At 60.6% G+C, this 16,378-nt stretch carries 18 protein-coding genes; 6 read left to right on the top strand and 12 right to left on the bottom strand.

What is annotated here, in order from left to right:
* Nucleotides 1-246: 246 nt before the first annotated feature.
* The 6 genes from AC1RNA_RS07780 to AC1RNA_RS07755 all read right to left on the bottom strand — a co-directional run bounded on the left by AC1RNA_RS07780 (nt 247) and on the right by AC1RNA_RS07755 (nt 7,689).
* Nucleotides 247-1,194: a dimethyl sulfoxide reductase anchor subunit family protein gene (locus AC1RNA_RS07780; protein ID WP_492950696.1), complete on the bottom strand. Its 948-nt coding sequence runs from the start codon at nt 1,192-1,194 to the stop codon at nt 247-249.
* 9 nt (nt 1,195-1,203) lie between these two features.
* Entirely contained in the window at nt 1,204-1,962 is a 759-nt protein-coding gene (locus AC1RNA_RS07775) for a 4Fe-4S dicluster domain-containing protein (RefSeq protein ID WP_009337188.1), read from the bottom strand.
* Nucleotides 1,959-4,994 carry a molybdopterin oxidoreductase family protein gene (locus AC1RNA_RS07770; protein ID WP_492950695.1) on the bottom strand — a complete coding sequence of 1,012 codons (3,036 nt, stop codon included), beginning with the start codon at nt 4,992-4,994 and terminating at the stop codon, nt 1,959-1,961. Before AC1RNA_RS07770 ends, AC1RNA_RS07775 begins: the two co-directional genes overlap by 4 nt.
* A gap of 206 nt (nt 4,995-5,200) precedes the next feature.
* On the bottom strand, nt 5,201-6,946 hold the full coding sequence (locus AC1RNA_RS07765) for a chloride channel protein (RefSeq protein ID WP_492950694.1): 1,746 nt from the start codon (nt 6,944-6,946) through the stop codon (nt 5,201-5,203).
* Between the two features lie 259 nt (nt 6,947-7,205).
* Complete coding sequence (locus AC1RNA_RS07760; protein ID WP_009337191.1) at nt 7,206-7,511, bottom strand: TehB family protein; 306 nt, start codon at nt 7,509-7,511, stop codon at nt 7,206-7,208.
* Nucleotides 7,512-7,533: 22 nt separating this feature from the next.
* Nucleotides 7,534-7,689: a hypothetical protein gene (locus AC1RNA_RS07755; RefSeq protein ID WP_009337192.1), complete on the bottom strand. Its 156-nt coding sequence runs from the start codon at nt 7,687-7,689 to the stop codon at nt 7,534-7,536.
* 199 nt (nt 7,690-7,888) lie between these two features.
* Between AC1RNA_RS07755 and AC1RNA_RS07750 the strand changes: the two genes are divergently transcribed.
* The gene (locus AC1RNA_RS07750; protein WP_009337193.1) at nt 7,889-8,338 is read left to right on the top strand and encodes an Rrf2 family transcriptional regulator; all 450 of its coding nucleotides are present in this window, start codon (nt 7,889-7,891) and stop codon (nt 8,336-8,338) included.
* Between the two features lie 6 nt (nt 8,339-8,344).
* Here AC1RNA_RS07750 and AC1RNA_RS07745 read toward each other — a convergent pair whose 3' ends face one another.
* Together AC1RNA_RS07745 and AC1RNA_RS07740 are read right to left on the bottom strand one after the other, a co-directional pair.
* Nucleotides 8,345-8,509 carry a hypothetical protein gene (locus AC1RNA_RS07745; protein WP_156186812.1) on the bottom strand — a complete coding sequence of 55 codons (165 nt, stop codon included), beginning with the start codon at nt 8,507-8,509 and terminating at the stop codon, nt 8,345-8,347.
* A gap of 31 nt (nt 8,510-8,540) precedes the next feature.
* On the bottom strand, nt 8,541-8,930 hold the full coding sequence (locus AC1RNA_RS07740) for a DUF4345 domain-containing protein (RefSeq protein ID WP_492950693.1): 390 nt from the start codon (nt 8,928-8,930) through the stop codon (nt 8,541-8,543).
* Between the two features lie 154 nt (nt 8,931-9,084).
* Here AC1RNA_RS07740 and AC1RNA_RS07735 point away from each other — a divergent pair, with 154 nt between their 5' ends.
* The 4 genes from AC1RNA_RS07735 (at nt 9,085) to AC1RNA_RS07720 (ending at nt 11,981) form a co-directional block, all read left to right on the top strand.
* Nucleotides 9,085-10,194: an ATP-dependent DNA helicase gene (locus AC1RNA_RS07735; RefSeq protein ID WP_492950692.1), complete on the top strand. Its 1,110-nt coding sequence runs from the start codon at nt 9,085-9,087 to the stop codon at nt 10,192-10,194.
* Between the two features lie 105 nt (nt 10,195-10,299).
* The gene (msrA, locus tag AC1RNA_RS07730) at nt 10,300-11,025 is read left to right on the top strand and encodes a peptide-methionine (S)-S-oxide reductase MsrA (protein WP_009337197.1); all 726 of its coding nucleotides are present in this window, start codon (nt 10,300-10,302) and stop codon (nt 11,023-11,025) included.
* An 11-nt stretch (nt 11,026-11,036) separates the two neighbouring features.
* Entirely contained in the window at nt 11,037-11,447 is a 411-nt protein-coding gene (gene msrB, locus AC1RNA_RS07725; RefSeq protein WP_492950691.1) for a peptide-methionine (R)-S-oxide reductase MsrB, read from the top strand.
* Nucleotides 11,448-11,687: 240 nt separating this feature from the next.
* Nucleotides 11,688-11,981 carry a hypothetical protein gene (locus AC1RNA_RS07720; protein WP_492950690.1) on the top strand — a complete coding sequence of 98 codons (294 nt, stop codon included), beginning with the start codon at nt 11,688-11,690 and terminating at the stop codon, nt 11,979-11,981.
* Between the two features lie 28 nt (nt 11,982-12,009).
* Here AC1RNA_RS07720 and AC1RNA_RS07715 read toward each other — a convergent pair whose 3' ends face one another.
* The 4 genes from AC1RNA_RS07715 to AC1RNA_RS07700 all read right to left on the bottom strand — a co-directional run bounded on the left by AC1RNA_RS07715 (nt 12,010) and on the right by AC1RNA_RS07700 (nt 15,389).
* Nucleotides 12,010-12,558 carry a DUF4112 domain-containing protein gene (locus tag AC1RNA_RS07715; RefSeq protein WP_492950689.1) on the bottom strand — a complete coding sequence of 183 codons (549 nt, stop codon included), beginning with the start codon at nt 12,556-12,558 and terminating at the stop codon, nt 12,010-12,012.
* A 140-nt stretch (nt 12,559-12,698) separates the two neighbouring features.
* Entirely contained in the window at nt 12,699-12,953 is a 255-nt protein-coding gene (locus AC1RNA_RS07710) for a DUF2171 domain-containing protein (RefSeq protein ID WP_492950688.1), read from the bottom strand.
* 105 nt (nt 12,954-13,058) lie between these two features.
* Complete coding sequence (locus tag AC1RNA_RS07705; protein ID WP_492950687.1) at nt 13,059-14,252, bottom strand: GGDEF domain-containing protein; 1,194 nt, start codon at nt 14,250-14,252, stop codon at nt 13,059-13,061.
* 294 nt (nt 14,253-14,546) lie between these two features.
* Complete coding sequence (locus AC1RNA_RS07700; protein ID WP_492950686.1) at nt 14,547-15,389, bottom strand: lytic murein transglycosylase; 843 nt, start codon at nt 15,387-15,389, stop codon at nt 14,547-14,549.
* Between the two features lie 227 nt (nt 15,390-15,616).
* Here AC1RNA_RS07700 and AC1RNA_RS07695 point away from each other — a divergent pair, with 227 nt between their 5' ends.
* The gene (locus AC1RNA_RS07695) at nt 15,617-15,958 is read left to right on the top strand and encodes a Lin0512 family protein (RefSeq protein WP_492950685.1); all 342 of its coding nucleotides are present in this window, start codon (nt 15,617-15,619) and stop codon (nt 15,956-15,958) included.
* Nucleotides 15,959-16,378: the final 420 nt, after the last annotated feature.

The following is a 16,378-nucleotide window of genomic DNA, read 5'->3' as shown; positions in this document are numbered from 1 at the left end:
TTAGCTCCGCCACTCCCGTGCAGAAGTCGCCAGAATTCTTATTTGATGATCCTAACGAAGAAATCGCTGAGTAGCACAGAATAAATTTCTAATACTTACGATATAAATAGAATTACCCGCTCGGCACGTATCGCCATCATCAAATATCAATAAAGAAAGCGCTGCCGCACCGCGAATATGCAATCGCAGTATGCGACGTTTTGGCTTTTGACCGATCGTCTCAGAACGATCGATCCATGAAATCCATCATGCCGCGCGTGCGCCGTAGAACAGCGTCACGACATGGCGCGCTTCCGCGAAAAACAGCCAGCGCTCAACCAGTACACCCACCGCGGCAAGCAGAACCGCAATCATCAACGGGATCGTGGCCGCAACGCCACTCGCCAGAATGGCGATCAACACCAGAACAAACGGCGCCGCGAACAGCGCAAGCAGCGACATCCTACGCAGCTTATCGGCGTGCTTACGGGCAATGGTGAAGCCCATCTCGCGCATCAGATAGTTTTCTTCGGTGTGAGGCGCCTCGAACAGGCGCACCTTGCCGATGTTGCCGAGGCCGGTCGCACTTTCAGGGCTGCTCGGATGCCGGGTCGTTGCGATGAAGCGCCAATAGCTCAGCTTGGCGATCAGCGCGGCAACACCCGCCACCAGCACGACAATATCGACGCCCTGCGAACCCTGACCGAACAGGTGCAGGATCGTGGCCAGCAACAGCGCGCCGCTGTAAAGACCGAGCGCCAGATAGTTCGGCACAACATAGGCGTTGTGCCACTGGTGGATCGTTTTCAGCGACGCATAGATCATCGCGGTGCAATAGATCGTCACAAGCGAGGCGACCGCCGTGATGAGCCCAAGCGCCACCGCGGCGGCGCCCGGCGCAGGCGAGACGATCCAGGCCAACAGCAAGAGTCCGGCCGGAACATACGTCACGAACGAGCAGATGCCTTCCCGCGACAACCATGAGGTGCGCCATTGCGAGAACGCGCGCCACGCGCGCTCAGGTCGGCCGAGGTGGAATGTCGAGGACAACAGTCCAACTGTCACCAGCGCAAGCGCAAGTGGCAACACGACGAGCGCAACCATTCGATCTCCCGGCGCACCGGAGAATGCCGACATCAGGCCATACCAGACGAGCAGGCCGTAGCCTGCGCCCGATGCCGTGGTGAAAATGATGACCGAGAGTGCGGGATGCATCGTTTCACCTCAGCGCGACAGGACGCGATCGGCCCAGCGGAGCAAGGCAGCGCCCTTGCCCTCCGAGGCCGATTTCTTCGCCACGATATCGACCAGCGAAATGTCGTTCTGCGAACTGCACGAGCCGTTCTTGCGCGGCCGCGGCGGCAGATAGCGGTTGACCGGCTTGTAGCCGAGTTCCGGCATCAACTCATAACCGCCACGCTCCGCGACAAGGCGCGAGACATCGGAGTCTGGATCGCCGAGATCGCCGAAATGGCGGGCGCTCGCAGGACAGGTCGCGACGCAAGCCGGAACACGATCTGCCTCAGGCAGATTCTCGTTGTAGATTTTGTCAACGCACAACGTGCACTTCTTCATCACGCCGTCGTCTTCATCGAATTCGCGCGCGCCGTAAGGGCACGCCCATGAGCAGAGCTTGCAGCCGATGCAGGTGTCGGCATTGACCAGAACAATGCCGTCTTCGGTGCGCTTGTAGGACGCGCCGGTCGGGCACACGGTGACACAAGCCGGCTCCTCGCAATGCAGGCAGGAACGCGGGAAGTTGACAGTTCGCGACGCCTCACCTTGCCCTGCTTCGTAGGTGTGCACGCGATTGAACCAGACGCCGTCGGACTTCTTCTGGAAATCGCTCAGCGGCCCGGAATGACCGCTCGCGTTCCACTCCTTGCAGTTCACCGCGCAAGCATGACAGCCGACGCAGGTGTCGAGATCGATGACAAGGCCGAGCTTCTTCTGGCCGGGCACGGGTGTGGGAAGCGACGTCACTTTGCGGCTCCTGTTGATTTGCGGGCCGGAAGCGGATCCCACGGATTCTTGCGGCCTTCGGCGTCGAAGCGCAGCACGTCGGGACGCTGCGGCATGTGCGGTGGACGCTTGAGCACCGGGAATTCCGGCAACGGCGTACGTTCGTTCATCGCCGCCTTCTCGATACGCACGCGAACGTCGTACCAGGCCGCCTGTCCGGTCACCGGATCGGAATTGGAATAACGATAGCCGTCCTTCTCGGGCAGTTGCTCTGAAATGACGTGGTTCAGCAGGAAACCCTCGGTGCCCTCCGGCGCGTCGGACGGCAGATTCCATGCGCCCTTGCGCTTGCCGATCGCATTCCACGTCCACACCGTGTCTGGATTCACACCCTCCATGGTGCGTACCGGCACACGAATGCGTCCGTGATAGCTCGTCACCCAGACGTAATCGTCGTCAGCAAGGCCAAGTTTCTCCGCCGTCTCGCGATTCATGTAGAGGAAGTTTTTCGAGAATATCTGGCGCAGCCAGGCATTCTGCGAGTGCCACGAATGGTACATCGCCATCGGGCGCTGGGTGATAGCGGAAAGCGGAAATTCGGTTGCCGACACCGCCTGCTCTTCCAGCGGCTGATACCAGATCGGCAACGGATCGAAATAGGTCTTCACCCGCTCGCGATCGCGCTCCGGCGGCTGGATCGGGCCGTGGCCTTCCGCCGCCAGCTTAAACTTCTGCAACGGCTCGCTGTAGAGATGCAGCACAATCTGATCGGCCTTGTCGATCATGCCGAGTTTCACGGCATGCTCGAGATAGTTTTTATTGCCGTGCTTGAAGTAGACCTCGTCATGCGGCAGTTCGAGCCGCCAGAAGCTCTTGTTCTCGATGTAGCGATCGAGCTGGTTCTTGTTCGGCGCGCCCTTACCGGACGCCTCGCCATCCTCACCACGAAAACCGGCGAGTGGGCCGATACCCGGCTTGCGCTGGTGGTTGACGATGTAATCAGGATAGCCGCCGGGATATTTCGGCGTACCGTCGTCGTTGACGAAACCCGGCAGCTTGAGACGTGCGCCGAGTTCAATCAGCACATCCTGGAACGGCCGCACGTCGCGGTCGGGCTTCAGCACCGGGCGGCGGATCGCGTCCGCAGGACCATGCGCGCTGCCGATCGGACGATCGAGCAACGAAATGCAATCCCAGCGCTCAAGATATGTCGTGTCCGGCAGCACGAGGTCGGAATAGGACACCATCTCGGACGCATAGGCATCCGAATAGATGATCTTCGGAATCTTGTAGCTGCCGTCTTCATTCTTGTCGGTCAGCATCTTCATGGTGCCGGCCGTGTTCATGGACGAATTCCACGCCATGTTGGCCATGTACATGAACAGCACGTCGACCGGATAAGGATCGGCCGCCCACGCATTGTGGATCGCCATGTGCATCAGGCCGTGCGACGACAGCGGCGCTTCCCACGAATAAGCCTTGTCAAGGCGGAGCGGCCCGCCGTTCTCATCGACAAGCAGGTCCTCGGGACCCATGGTGAAGCCAAGCGGCATGCCGTCGAGCGGCTTGTTCGGCGCCCACGTCTTGCCGGCGGGCTTGGGGCCGCCGGGCAGCGGCTTCGGATACGGCGCCTTGTAGCGCCATGAACCGGGCGTATCGACCGCGCCGAGCAGCATCTGCAACACATGCAGCGCGCGGCAGGTGTGGAAGCCGTTGGAATGTGCGGATATCCCGCGCATCGCGTGCATCGAGATCGGACGGCCGACCATCTTGTTATGACGCCGGCCGGCCCAGTCGGTCCACGGCTGATCGAGTACAACGGGCTCGTTGAAAACTTCGGCGATTTCATCGGCAATGCGGCGGATGCGCTCTGCCGGCACACCGCAACGCTCCGCAACCGCCTCGGGCGAAAATTCATCGCTCATATAGCGGTCGGCAAGAAGCTGGAACGACGGAGTCACACGGCGACCGTCTTCAAGCTGGAAATGACCCACGATCGCGGGCGAGAAATCCGTGCCGCTCGCGGCAACCGCCTTCCCTGCTTTGCTGTCCCACGCGAGCGGCGCACCATTGGCGTCGCGCGCGAACAGGCCATGATCCGCGCCGCCCGGATTTTGCACGACCAGCCATGTCGCGTTGGTGTAGCGCGCGAGAAAATCGAGATCGACGATATCCGCCTGCAGCAGGCAATGGATCAGTGCGAAAACAAAAAGCCCATCGGTACCCGGGCGAATGCCAACCCACTCATCCGCGATCGCGGAATAGCCGGTCTTGACCGGGTTGATCGACATGAACTTGGCGCCGCGCTTCTTGAGCTCGGCAAGACCGATTTTGATCGGGTTGGAGTCGTGGTCTTCCGCAACACCAAACAGCATGAAATACTTGGTGTGCTCCCAGTCTGGCTCGCCGAATTCCCAGAATGCGCCGCCGACCGAATAGAGGCCGCCGGCTGCCATGTTGACCGAGCAGAAGCCGCCATGCGCGGCAAAGTTCGGGGTCCCGAACTGCATCCCCCACCAGCCGGTGAGAGACTGGCTCTGATCACGCCCGGTGAAGAAGGCGAGCTTCTTGGGATCGGTGTGGCGGATATCGCCGAGCCACTTCGTAGCGAGATCGAGCGCTTCCTCCCACTCGATCTCCTTGAACTCGCCGCTTCCGCGCTCGCCGGTGCGCAACAGCGGCTTGCGCAGCTTTGCCGGGGAATATTGCTGCATGATGCCGGCGGAGCCCTTGCCGCATAGCACGCCGCGATTGACCGGATGATCCTTGTTGCCTTCGATATATCGGATGCGGCCGTCCTTGATGTGGACTTTGATGCCGCAACGGCAGGCGCACATGTAGCATGTGGTGTACTTCACCTCGTCGCCGACGACGGGTGAGGTCTCGACGACCTCGGCGGGACCCGCCAGCATCTCCAGCAGATCGCGCCCCTCGCCCGTAGCCGCATCATGCTGCTCGGCACCAACATCACGATGGAGCATGCGGCCCGCATGACCCAGTACGTCTCCGATCAAACTCATCCTGGCCCGACCTTCCTCATTGGGATCGCCCATCGGTCAATCCCCGTTTCCGATTAGAACGAGTCAAAGAGATAATTTCAACGCGAAATCAAATACTTATCGATTGATTTTTACGAACGATCCAATCGCCTGTGACGATTGGTGTGCATCGCGGAAAGAAAAATGCCGGCGGCTTTCAAACGGCCACCGGCGATCTTTTTTCGATGATGACGACGCACGCGATGCGTGCGCGAGGGCATTTATTGAAAGACTTCCTCGGTCGCGCGATTGATTTCGTCGACGTATCTCTTGCGGGCAAATGCCTCGGTGAGAAAGCCGAGGACTTCATGCGTGGTCTTGTCACTGACGGCAAGGATCTCGGATTCCGCCTTGTCGAAGCAAGCCATCGCAACTTTGATGTTCATCGATGGCGTCAACGTCATGTCGCGATATTTCGCCAGTTCGGAAACCTCGCGCGTGTCCGCGCCGACATCGAAGTCGCTGGAGAACAGATCCGCCAGCAGCACGGTCCCCGCATAATGCCCTTCTTCGTCGAGCAGAAAGATCGCGTGGGTCGAGCCGAGCGGATGGAGATGGCGGCACACCTCGATCGTCGCCCGGCGTGGCTCGGTCTTTACATCGGTGCGCATCAGCCGGGACACCGTGAGGCTTCGCAACCAGCCGACATCATGCGCACCCCGGATAGTTTCGCCGCGCAGATGCAATCGCCATGTCGAGAACGAATGTCCAAAAAACTGGCGCACCATCATGCTCGTGACGAGGCAAGAGGCGAGCACGCCCGCCGTGATCTCGAGGCTGCGCGTCATCTCGAGCACAAGGAAAGACATCGTCAGCGGACCGCCGACGATCGCGACGCCGAGACACGCCATCGCCGTCAGCGCGCTGACGTTCGGGTCGACGTGAAACGCCAGTGCTGGAACGTACAGATGAAGGACTGTCGCAAACAATTTTCCGATTAGGGAGCCGATGAACAGCGACGCAAAAAACAGCCCGCCCCGGAATCCCGATGCGAGAGAAATCAGACATGCCCCAAGTTTGAGAACGATCAACAAGGCGATATGGCTGGGAAGCATGTCGCGCGACAGGTCCAGAACCATCGCGCCGTGCCCTGCACCAAGCACCTGGGGGGTTATCCCTGCCATGGCTGCAATGCAGATGCCGCCGATGACCGGACGCAGCCAGATCGGCACGACCTTGTGCCCGAAGACACGCTCCACCAGCGGCGCGGCCCGCATGACCAAAATGCCGATCACGCTGACGAGAACGGCCAGGACGAGCATCAGGCCATATTGGCGCAGATCGCTCATCACCAGATCGGGGACATTCAAGGAATAAGTGTTCGTCCCAAGCCACCGCACCACCAGCGTCCCCGAGATCGCCGCCGCCAGAATTGGCGCCGCGCTCGCGACCGTGTACGTTCCCACAATCAGCTCGCAGGCATAGAAAGCACCGGTCAACGGAGCATCGAACGCCGCTGCAATGGCGGCGGCGGCGCCCGCTCCGACGATAATGCGCAGGTCGCTGCGGCGAAGGTTCAGGAAACGGCCTCCGAGGGACGACAATCCCGCGCCGATCTGGGTGTAGCCCGCCTCCAGTCCCACGGAAGCACCTGACCCGTTTGAGATCAGGGTCTGAAGGCTGACAATGACACTGTCGCGCAGGGACAATCGGCCACCGCGCAATGCATTGGCTTCCACCGGATCGACGGCGGCCGATATTTTTTTCCGCCGCCGATACCATTCCATAAGGCCCAGTATGAATCCGCCAACGACAAGGGAGGCGCCCGCAACCCACGGATTGATCACGTCATTGGCGCTGAGCCGGACATCGATGCGAATTCCATAGATCAGCACATGGGCAAGCTGGGCAAGCTCGCTCATGAGCGTCACGACAAATCCGGTTCCGATACCAAGAGCAACCGCAAGAAAGACGAGGAAAAACTCGTTCGTCCGCACCCTCGCTCGCAGCCAAGCTCTCAGCGACATCCGAGCACACTCATCAAATGACAGCCTCGGCAGGCCGATCGCCGTGCCGCAGACTGCGGGCCGTTTGTCAGGATCGATTGCGTTTCAGAGGATGAGACGGCCATCAACCCGGAGGACACGATGGAATAGGTATTTCCGACTCAGTTCGGCGTGTCCAATGGAATCGCGGCCCGCTTCGGGGAAACGCGATAGGTTGACGCTCAAATTCAACGAGCGCGCAGGGCTAGCCAGCGGCCCGGATTCGGTCTTGCAGACCAGATCAGGATTTGGGTGCGCCTGCGTGACGGTAGAACTCGACGAACATCCGGCCTGGTTCGATGAACTGGACGTGATGGGCGACCTCGCTCTCGATCACAACCGTTTCCCCGGCCTTCACCAGCCGTTCGTCCTGGCGCGGCGGCTCCAACCGATAAACCAGCGCGCCTTCCAGCACGTGAAGCAGGCCCCATGTCCCTGCCTTCGTGGCATGGCCCGCCTGCAGCTTCGCCGGCAGGCTTTTGGAGTTGAATTCCGGCGATCGTGCATACGCCTCGAACCCGTCCGGTAACTCATCGGGAATGGGCATGGCGTCTTGCTCCAATCAGGCTTCAGGAAATCGCCGCAACAACCAGCATCCCAATGACTATCATGATCAGGCCACTGACCAGCATCGGAATGAGCGAACTGCTGGCCTGAGAATCAAGCCCCCGGTCGGCGGCGAGGGTCGCGAGTTTCTTGTAGGTTCCAATTGCAGCTTTAGGCATCGGTGACACCCTTTCTGAGCAAAAACACCTTGCATAGAGCGCGGTACCGAGTGGCGGGTCGGCGGCCGGGCCCATTAAGATATATATAAAATACCTGTTTTATTCAACCTCCTGGCCGGATTTTTCAGGATATAAAAATACTTAGGATGTATCTTTAGACCAGATGTGATAGGATGGTTATCAGCCGGGGATCCCATTCATGCGCCTGACAAATTTCTCAGACTATGCGTTGCGTATTCTGATGTATGCGGCAGTCGTCCCGGACGGCCGCCTCATTACCATCGAGGAAACCGCAGAGGCCTATGGCATCTCCAGAGCCCATCTGATGAAGGTTGCCAACCAGTTGACCCGGGCCGGTTACATGAAAGCCGTCCGCGGCCGGTCCGGCGGGCTAACGCTCGCCAAACGCCCCGACCGTATCCGTCTTAGCGATGTCCTCCGCGCCACCGAGCCGGATTTCGCGCTGGTCGAGTGCATGACAGCCGATAACCGCTGCATGATCTCGCCACGCTGCCGCCTGCGAGGCGCGCTCAACGAAGCGCTCGCTGCCTTCCTTGAAACACTCGACGGCTACACCCTCGCCGATCTCATTCTCTCGCCCAAAGATTCAGCGAGGCCCCTTCTCGCCATCGGGGCCCGCAGAGCTTAAGCGGCATCAGGCCCGTGACGGCCGATCGGTTCGCTCGAAGATGATCCCCGGCTGGTTATCGCCTTCGCCAGTCAGATGGCGGTAAAACTGCAGCGCAAAAACAATAATGATGGTGGCGATCACAATCGCCGCAAGACCGAGCACGATTCGCTTCACCATCGGCAGCGTCATTTCCTGAACAAGAATCGCGACAGCGCGAACCTCATGACAGACTCGCTGCCTTATGCGCGATATGCCGCTGGCCAAGCCATAACAGCGGAACGAACACCAACTCCATGAACAGCATGAACAAGGTGCCCACCGTCGGCGTCGGCTGGACGCTGAACGTATAAAGGTGAGCAAGGCCGCCGATGAAAATCAGAAATGACAGCGTACCGATCCGCTCATGATGGGTTTCGATATGGGGAATCGTCATCGCGAACATCACACCCATCGCGGCCGTCATCGCGGAGAGATAGCGGAAATAGCTGTCGACCAGTCCGCCGTTGCGGCCATGAATCAAATCGACCCCAAGCAGCGCACCGGCCGTACCCGCGCCGATCAGCACGATGGCAGCGAAGGCAATCGCGGCCTGCAAAACGATTCGTTCCATTGTCCCGCATCCATATTTCGACGCAGATTATATGTGCTTCGCACCCCCGGCGGATCACAGTTTGTCGTGATATCCCGCCTCAAAATGCGCCATTCGGCATCATGTTTCCCTCGCGGCTGTACCGCGCGGCCAACTCTCTCTATATCGGTGCCCCATGCCCACCTTCACCCCCCATCAGGACCGTGCGCTGTCCGCCGTCAGTGCCTGGCTCAAGGCGAAGCCCGGCCGTGGCAATACACCGCCGGTGTTCCGCCTGTTCGGCTATGCCGGGACCGGCAAGACCACCCTCGCCCGTCATATCGCCGATGCCGTCAATGGCGAGGTGAAGTTCGCTGCTTTCACCGGCAAGGCCGCGCTGGTAATGCGCAACAAAGGGTGCGATGGCGCTTCCACCATCCACTCGCTGATCTACCGGACCCGCGAAACTGGCGACGAACAGCCGAGTTTTGAGCTGTGGGACGATGCCCCCGCATCAAAAGCGAAGCTGATCGTGATCGACGAATGTTCGATGGTCGATGCCGATCTCGGGCGCGACCTGATGTCGTTCGACTGCCCTCTGCTGGTGCTCGGCGATCCCGCACAGTTGCCACCGATCGCGGGGGGCGGCTTCTTCACCGAAGCGGAACCCGACGCTATGCTGACCGAGGTGCATCGCCAGGCGCAGAACGATCCGATCGTGCGCATGTCAATGGCGGTGCGCGAGGGCCGTGCATTGGAGAACGGCCAGTTCGGTGACAGCGAAGTGGTGAGCCGCAACGGCCTCGATCCAGACCGCGTGATGGCGGCGGACCAGATTCTGGTCGGACGCAACAACACGCGCCGCGCCTACAACATGCGGGTGCGACAGAAAAACGGAATCGAAGATGCATTGCCGGTGGCGGGCGACAAGCTGGTCTGCCTGCGCAACAACCGCAAGAAGGCGCTGTTCAACGGCGGCCTGTGGCGGGTGAAGGCACGGGCGCAGTCGAAATCGAAGATCATCACCATGCGCCTGTCACCCGAGGAGGATTTCGGCGCCAAGGTGACGAAAGTCTCTGTCCGCGCTGATTGCTTCAACGGCGGCATCGAGGATCTGCCATGGGACCAGCGCAAACCCTACGACGAGTTCGATTACGGTTACGTGCTGACCGTTCATAAATCGCAAGGCTCGCAATGGAACGACGTGGTGCTTTTCGACGAGAGTTTCGCTTTTCAGGACAGCCGCGCCCGCTGGCTCTATACCGGTATCACCCGCGCCGCAAAGCGGTTGAGCGTGGTGGTCTGAGCGTTCCGCGCGGCGATCTCCCGGCGACCGGCCAGTAACAATCGTCCCGGAATAGCGTAGACTTATCGGAGCGGCCCTGTCGCCGCAATCGAAGGACGCTTTCTCATGACGATCCTCAAACCAAACCGCATCGCTTTTGCCGCATTTGGCGCCTTGGCGCTCGCCACCCTCGCCGGCGTTTCATCCCGCGCGTCGGCCGAACCCTTCATTATTCCGCCGCCGAAAACCGACGTTGCAACAAACACCGCAACTTCCAGCGAGCCCAGATCCATTGTTCTTGCCGGCGGCTGCTTCTGGGGTGTGCAGGGCGTCTACCAGCACACCAAGGGCGTGCTTCAGGCTGTCTCCGGTTATGCCGGTGGCTCGGCGGACAGTGCCCGTTACGACACCGTCTCGACTGGATCGACCGGGCATGCCGAGTCCGTGAAGATCACCTACGACCCCAAGCAGATCAACCTCGGCAAGATCCTGCAGATTTATTTCTCCGTGGTCCATGATCCGACCCAGTTGAACCGTCAGGGCCCGGACAGCGGCACGCAGTATCGCTCAGCGATCTTCACCTCGCAGCCTGAGGAGCAGAAGATCGCGAAGGACTACATCGCTGAACTCAACGCTGCGAAGATCTACAAGAGGCCTATCGTCACTAAAATCGAGCCGATGAACGGCTTCTATCCGGCTGAAAATTATCATCAGGACTATCTGACGCTGCACCCCTACCAGCCCTATATTGCGTTCAACGACATCCCGAAGGTCGACAATCTGAAAAAGCTGTTCGCCGCCGACTATCGCGACAAGCCTGTGCTGGTACGCGATGCGAAGGCGACCAATTGAACGAGGAGCGCATGACGACCAAAACTCAGAACGGACACGTCGAAAAATCCGAACAGGAGTGGCGCGCAGAACTCACGCCGATGCAGTACGCCGTGCTGCGCGAGAAGGCGACCGAGCGTCCCTTCACGGGCGAATATGACCATTCGTTCGATCCCGGCACCTATGTCTGCGCAGGTTGCGGCCAACCGCTGTTTTCGTCTGACGACAAGTTCGATTCCGGATGCGGCTGGCCCGCATTCAGCGCACCCGTGGACGCCGAAAAGCTCGATGAGGAGCATGATGCGAGCCACGGGATGGTCCGCACTGAAGTGCTCTGTTCCCGCTGCCAAGGCCATCTCGGGCACGTTTTTGACGACGGTCCGGGGCCCACGGGACTGCGCTACTGTATCAATTCGGCGGCGCTGAAACTCAAGCCGAAGTAAGAGACCCCGCAAATCCGGCCATATCGCGGGTTCCGTACCCTCTAAGTGATTGATTCAAAGGCCTCTGCGCACTCAAACCGCGCAGAGGCCTTCGTTCATCATGCTGCGAATCGGAGGTCGCATTCTGGGCAGAAAGCGCCTATATTGAAGATCAATGAAGAAGCGCGGCGCGTATCGTTTCAACGTGGCAGCCGCGGCAATGGTTAGCAACCCAACTTGAAGAATGAGAGGCCGAAAACGATGGCGGCATTCAACTACAATACCGAGGCCGAACTTTTTCCCGCAGCAATCCGGAAGAAGAAGCGTGCAGGCTTCGCCTATCGCCGTTTCGGCACTGCGGCCGAGGCCGTGCAATTCGCAATCGAACAGCTCCCGGCGGATTCGCTGAACGGAGCCTATCTGCAGGTGGATGAAGCCCGCTTCGACCAGAACGGAATCCGCTCGCTCTATGAGAGCAGCGCCTTCCCGCTGCCGCGCCGCCGCGATCAGGAAGAAGAAGAGAAGGCCGAAGCGGAAGCCACCGACGCGGCCTAAGGCTTTCCGCCTCTTCAGCCCTTCACAATCAATCCATCCGCGGCTGCTTGTCCATCCAGCGCCGCAGGATACGGATGTTGCGCATGTTGGCACGGAACATGACGTCGAACGCATCGCCGACGAATGGCACGATGCCGACGACGCCATCGAGCGCCACGTTACCGAGCATCCGCGCGACAATGTGAGCCGGCGCACCAAGCGCACGCGCCTCGCGCACCAGCCACAATGACATCGCAGTCGTCAGCAGGTCGCCGACAATGGGAATGAGGCCGATCAACCCGTCGATGCCGTAGCGTACGTTGGTGCCCGGCACCACGAACGCGACATCCATCAGCCGCGCCAACGCCTCAAGACGCGCGAAGCGTTGCTGGCGGGTCAGCGGACCGAACCCGATATTGCCAAACACCGTGCCATTAAAAGCCGTGCCGCTGAAGGCCGTACCGTATGAGCCTTGCCCGGCGCCTCCGAAACGCCCGCCACCGACCTCATTGCCATCCTGATCGATGACCGGCGGTGGCTGACGGCGGCGCGGGGCGCTTTGGGGATGGGTGAAAAAAGTGTCCGACTTCGCTGTCACAACCTTGATCCCGTATTTTCTCTGGCCAGCACACCTTCCATACCGGCAGGCGCAAATTATGGCGGGGAGCCGCCCACAACAATAATCGACCCGCGCCGAAGCGACGCGGGATGCGATCGATGTCGCGAAAGTGAATGGCTTCAGACTGCCTTACGGCCGCCTTCTTCCTCGAACGTCACGGCAACGGCGGCATTGGCCGATAACCGGACCTTCTTGCCTTCGACATCCGCCACCAGGCCGAGGTCGATGAAGTGGTGGTGGCCCTTGTGGCCGCCCATTCCGCTGTCGGCTTTGGTCAGCTTGATGCGGCCACCCTCGACGCGGTCGACTGTGCCGACATGCACGCCGTCGGCGCCGATCACTTCCATGTGTTCCTTGATACGCGGGTCGCTCATCGTCAAATCCTCACGGGTTTTATCCCGGAACTAACGCACAAGCGGCCGTTATGTTCACGCGGCCCTTCAGCCGCATGCATGAAATGATTTTCATGACGCGAAAGCTTACGCGCTCTTGCGCAGCGGCGGTTCAGCTTCAGACAACGGCGTTGCCGCATAAACGGAGTAGCGGCTCTTTCCGTCGCGCTTGGAGGCATAAAGCGCCTCGTCCGCCGTAACGATCAACCGATCGAAGTCATGCCCGATTTCCGGGCGCCATTGGGCAACACCGATCGACGTCGACAGCTTGATCGCTGCCGCACTCCAATGAACCTGCGCCGCCACGCACAGACCGAGCATGTCGCGCGCGATAAGCCCTGCTTCGTGCAAAGTGGTCGCGGGCAGCACGACGCAGAATTCGTCGCCGCCCATGCGCGCCAGCAGATCGCCGGTGCGGAGCCTTTGCTGGACGGTGCGGGTAAACTGCCGCAGACATTCGTCTCCCGCCGCATGGCCATAATTGTCGTTGATGGCCTTGAACTCATCGATATCCATCAGCAGGACAGAAAACGGCTGCATCGAACGATCCGACCGCGCGCACTCTTCCGCGAGGCACGTCAGCAAACGTCGGCGATTGGCCACTCCCGTCAGATCGTCGAACAACGCCAGATCAGCGACCTCGGCACGGAGGCGATCGATCGCCATCAGCAGAAAGCCGAAATTCCACACGATCGACAGGAACACCAGCACCAGCACGATCACCGACTGGAGCGGCGTGAAGTGGATCATGTAGATATTGTCCGGCGGCTGGGATAATCGCAGGATACATCGTACGGCCACCACGGTCGCGAGGATGGCTCCGACCACGCCGGCAAACCGTGCGCCCGGATGGCGCGCGCCGTACCGCCAAACCAGCACTGTCGCCAGACCGATGGAGAGAGACTGGCTGAACGAATAGATCACGATCCGCATCGGCGGACTGGCGTGCCAGGCGAAGAAGGCGAGGCTGAGCGCGCTGAGGCCGGTCAGCGCGGCATGCGTCCGCCACGAGACCGGCAGGCCGTAGAACCGCTCGACGCCCATCGCGACGAGGCTCGTCGAGGAGATCATCATCACGGCGCCGAGAAACAGCGGTAAGATGGGATCGACGTACATCCGCAGCACGGACAACGCAGCACCCGCGGATGCGATGAACGCGCCCGCGGCCCAGAACCGTGCCGCCTCGAAATTCGGGTAGGAGCGCGCGACGTAAGCCCACACCACGCCGAGCGCGACAAAATTGACCACGAACACAAGCCAGAGGGTGACGACGTTCAGCACGCGCAACCTCCCCGGTTGCGGCCCGTTCGCACGTCGCCGCGCGACTTATCACGTCGGCTGCTCGTCTGACCCATGTCCCCGCCTCAATACCGGTCACCGCCGGTTTCGTGGGGGGAACATGCACCTTGGGAACTTAACGGACCTTCACCGGAAGCAAGGACCATTTGGCTTGGTTTTAAATCAATGAAGATGAAACGGGATCGCAATTGCCCGAACCACGCCAACAGGCATCCCGCGCAAGAAACGGCGCGTCATTCGCACACCATTAACCCTGCGGCCTCGCCCCACCACACCTTACGGCGTGGCCAGCTTGTCGGCGAAATAGGCGATGGTCTTGCGATAGATCACCGCCCTGTTCCACTCGCGCATCGCATCGAAATTGGCGCTGCCCTCGTGATAGTCGGCGCCGGCCTTGAAGCCTGAGGTGTGCAAAAGGTTCGCGGTGGAGGCGAGCACATCCGGCACGCTGTGGCGCAGATCGACATGGCCGTTGCCATCGAAATCAACGCCGTACTTGATGTAGCTTGAGGGGAGGAATTGCGTCTGGCCGATCTCGCCTGCGAAGGCGCCGACCAGATCGTCGAGCCGCAGGTCGCCGCGCTGCACGATCTTCAACGCTGCGAGCAGTTCGCCCTGAAACAGCTCGGTGCGGCGGCAATCATGCGCAAGCGTCGCGAGCGTCTTGATCACAGGCCGCTTGCCCATGTCGCCCTTGCCGAAATCCGACTCCAGCCCCCAGATCGCGACGATGATCTGCGGCGGCACGCCGAAGCGCTGCTCGATGCGCGACAAGAGCGAAGCGTTCTTCTGCATCATGAAGCGGCCGCTCTTGATGCGCTGGGCACCGACGCGGGTGGAGACATACTGCTCGAAGGTCTTGTTGAAGGTGTAGCGCTGGCGGCGGTCGAACCGCAGCACTTCGGGATCCTCCGTCACGCCCGCGAACGACTGGCTGACGACGCTTGGCGAAATGCCTGCGGCCACCGCCTCACGTGAGAAGGTGGAGACGAAGGCGTTGAAGTCGCCGCCGCATTGCGCGGCGGGGGCCGATGACATCAAGCCCCCCGCGCCGAGGAAGCCGAGCGAGAGCGCCAAAAGAGACAATTTGCGTGAAAAGGCACTGGAGAAATTGCGCATGAAAACCTCTTTGGCTGCCGGGACCGGCGGGCGGGAAATTCAGGCTGCCTTTATAGCACGGCGAATCGGGGCGGGAGGATGACGTAAACACACCCGCAAGCGTCATCACCCGCCTGCCCCCGGCTTGCACGACTCACGCGCGATACCGCGATGTCGTTGTGCCATGTCAAATTTCGAGACCGGCAAAGCCGGTAGAAAAAGCCATCCCATCATTCAGGAGTCCATCCATGGCGACAAAGCGCATCCTTCTCGAAGTCGGAACGGGCAACGACTGGCATGGCGGCAGCTACACCAAGGCTGCCGTGCGCGCGGTGGAGGATGCGATCCATCACAGTTCGCTGGTCCTGCTGAAAACGCTCGATCTCGATCCGAGCAAGATGCTGGTCGATGTCAGGATTGGTGTGCAGCAGCCGGAGAAGGTGGACGCCGCCGCCGTGAAGGCGGTTCTGCCTCACGGGCAGATCACGGTCGAGGTCGTCAAGGGCGGCCTCAACGCCGCCAACACCGGCCCGGATGACATCTCGATCATCGCGGTCGCCGCGATCACGGTCCATCTCGATCTCGCATAGAGCCTGCTCCAGATTCCGCCGAAGGCTGGCGATCGGACCCGCGCGGCGGCGACATCGCGACGGGACACGCGCCATCAGCCCTGTTGTTATGACGGCGCGGGCGCGCCCGAAGCTCTGACCGTTTCCCGCGCGCTTGGGGCTTGCCCCATTCGCGCCGCCCTCAAGACCGAGGGCGCACGGAACGCCGGACGCGCGATGCGTCCGCAGCCTCATGCGCGATGAAAACAAGCGCACGAGTTCGTCACCACGAAAGCACCGGACACGTCCGGCGTTCCGCGCGCGATGGGCTTCCGGCTTGCTTCGTGCTCTCCCCGGTGACCGCACGTTTGGTTGTCACCGTCGTTGCGACTGAGGATGTGTCCGCCTCCGGTTGGAAGCGGCTCTCCGGGGCAACTTGACGCCACGTCCGGGGCGCCAGGA

Source organism: Afipia sp. GW821-FHT14H12 (assembly GCF_058803465.1).
Note: the sequence above shows the minus strand (reverse complement) of the source record. Positions and strands in the feature narration are given on the sequence as shown.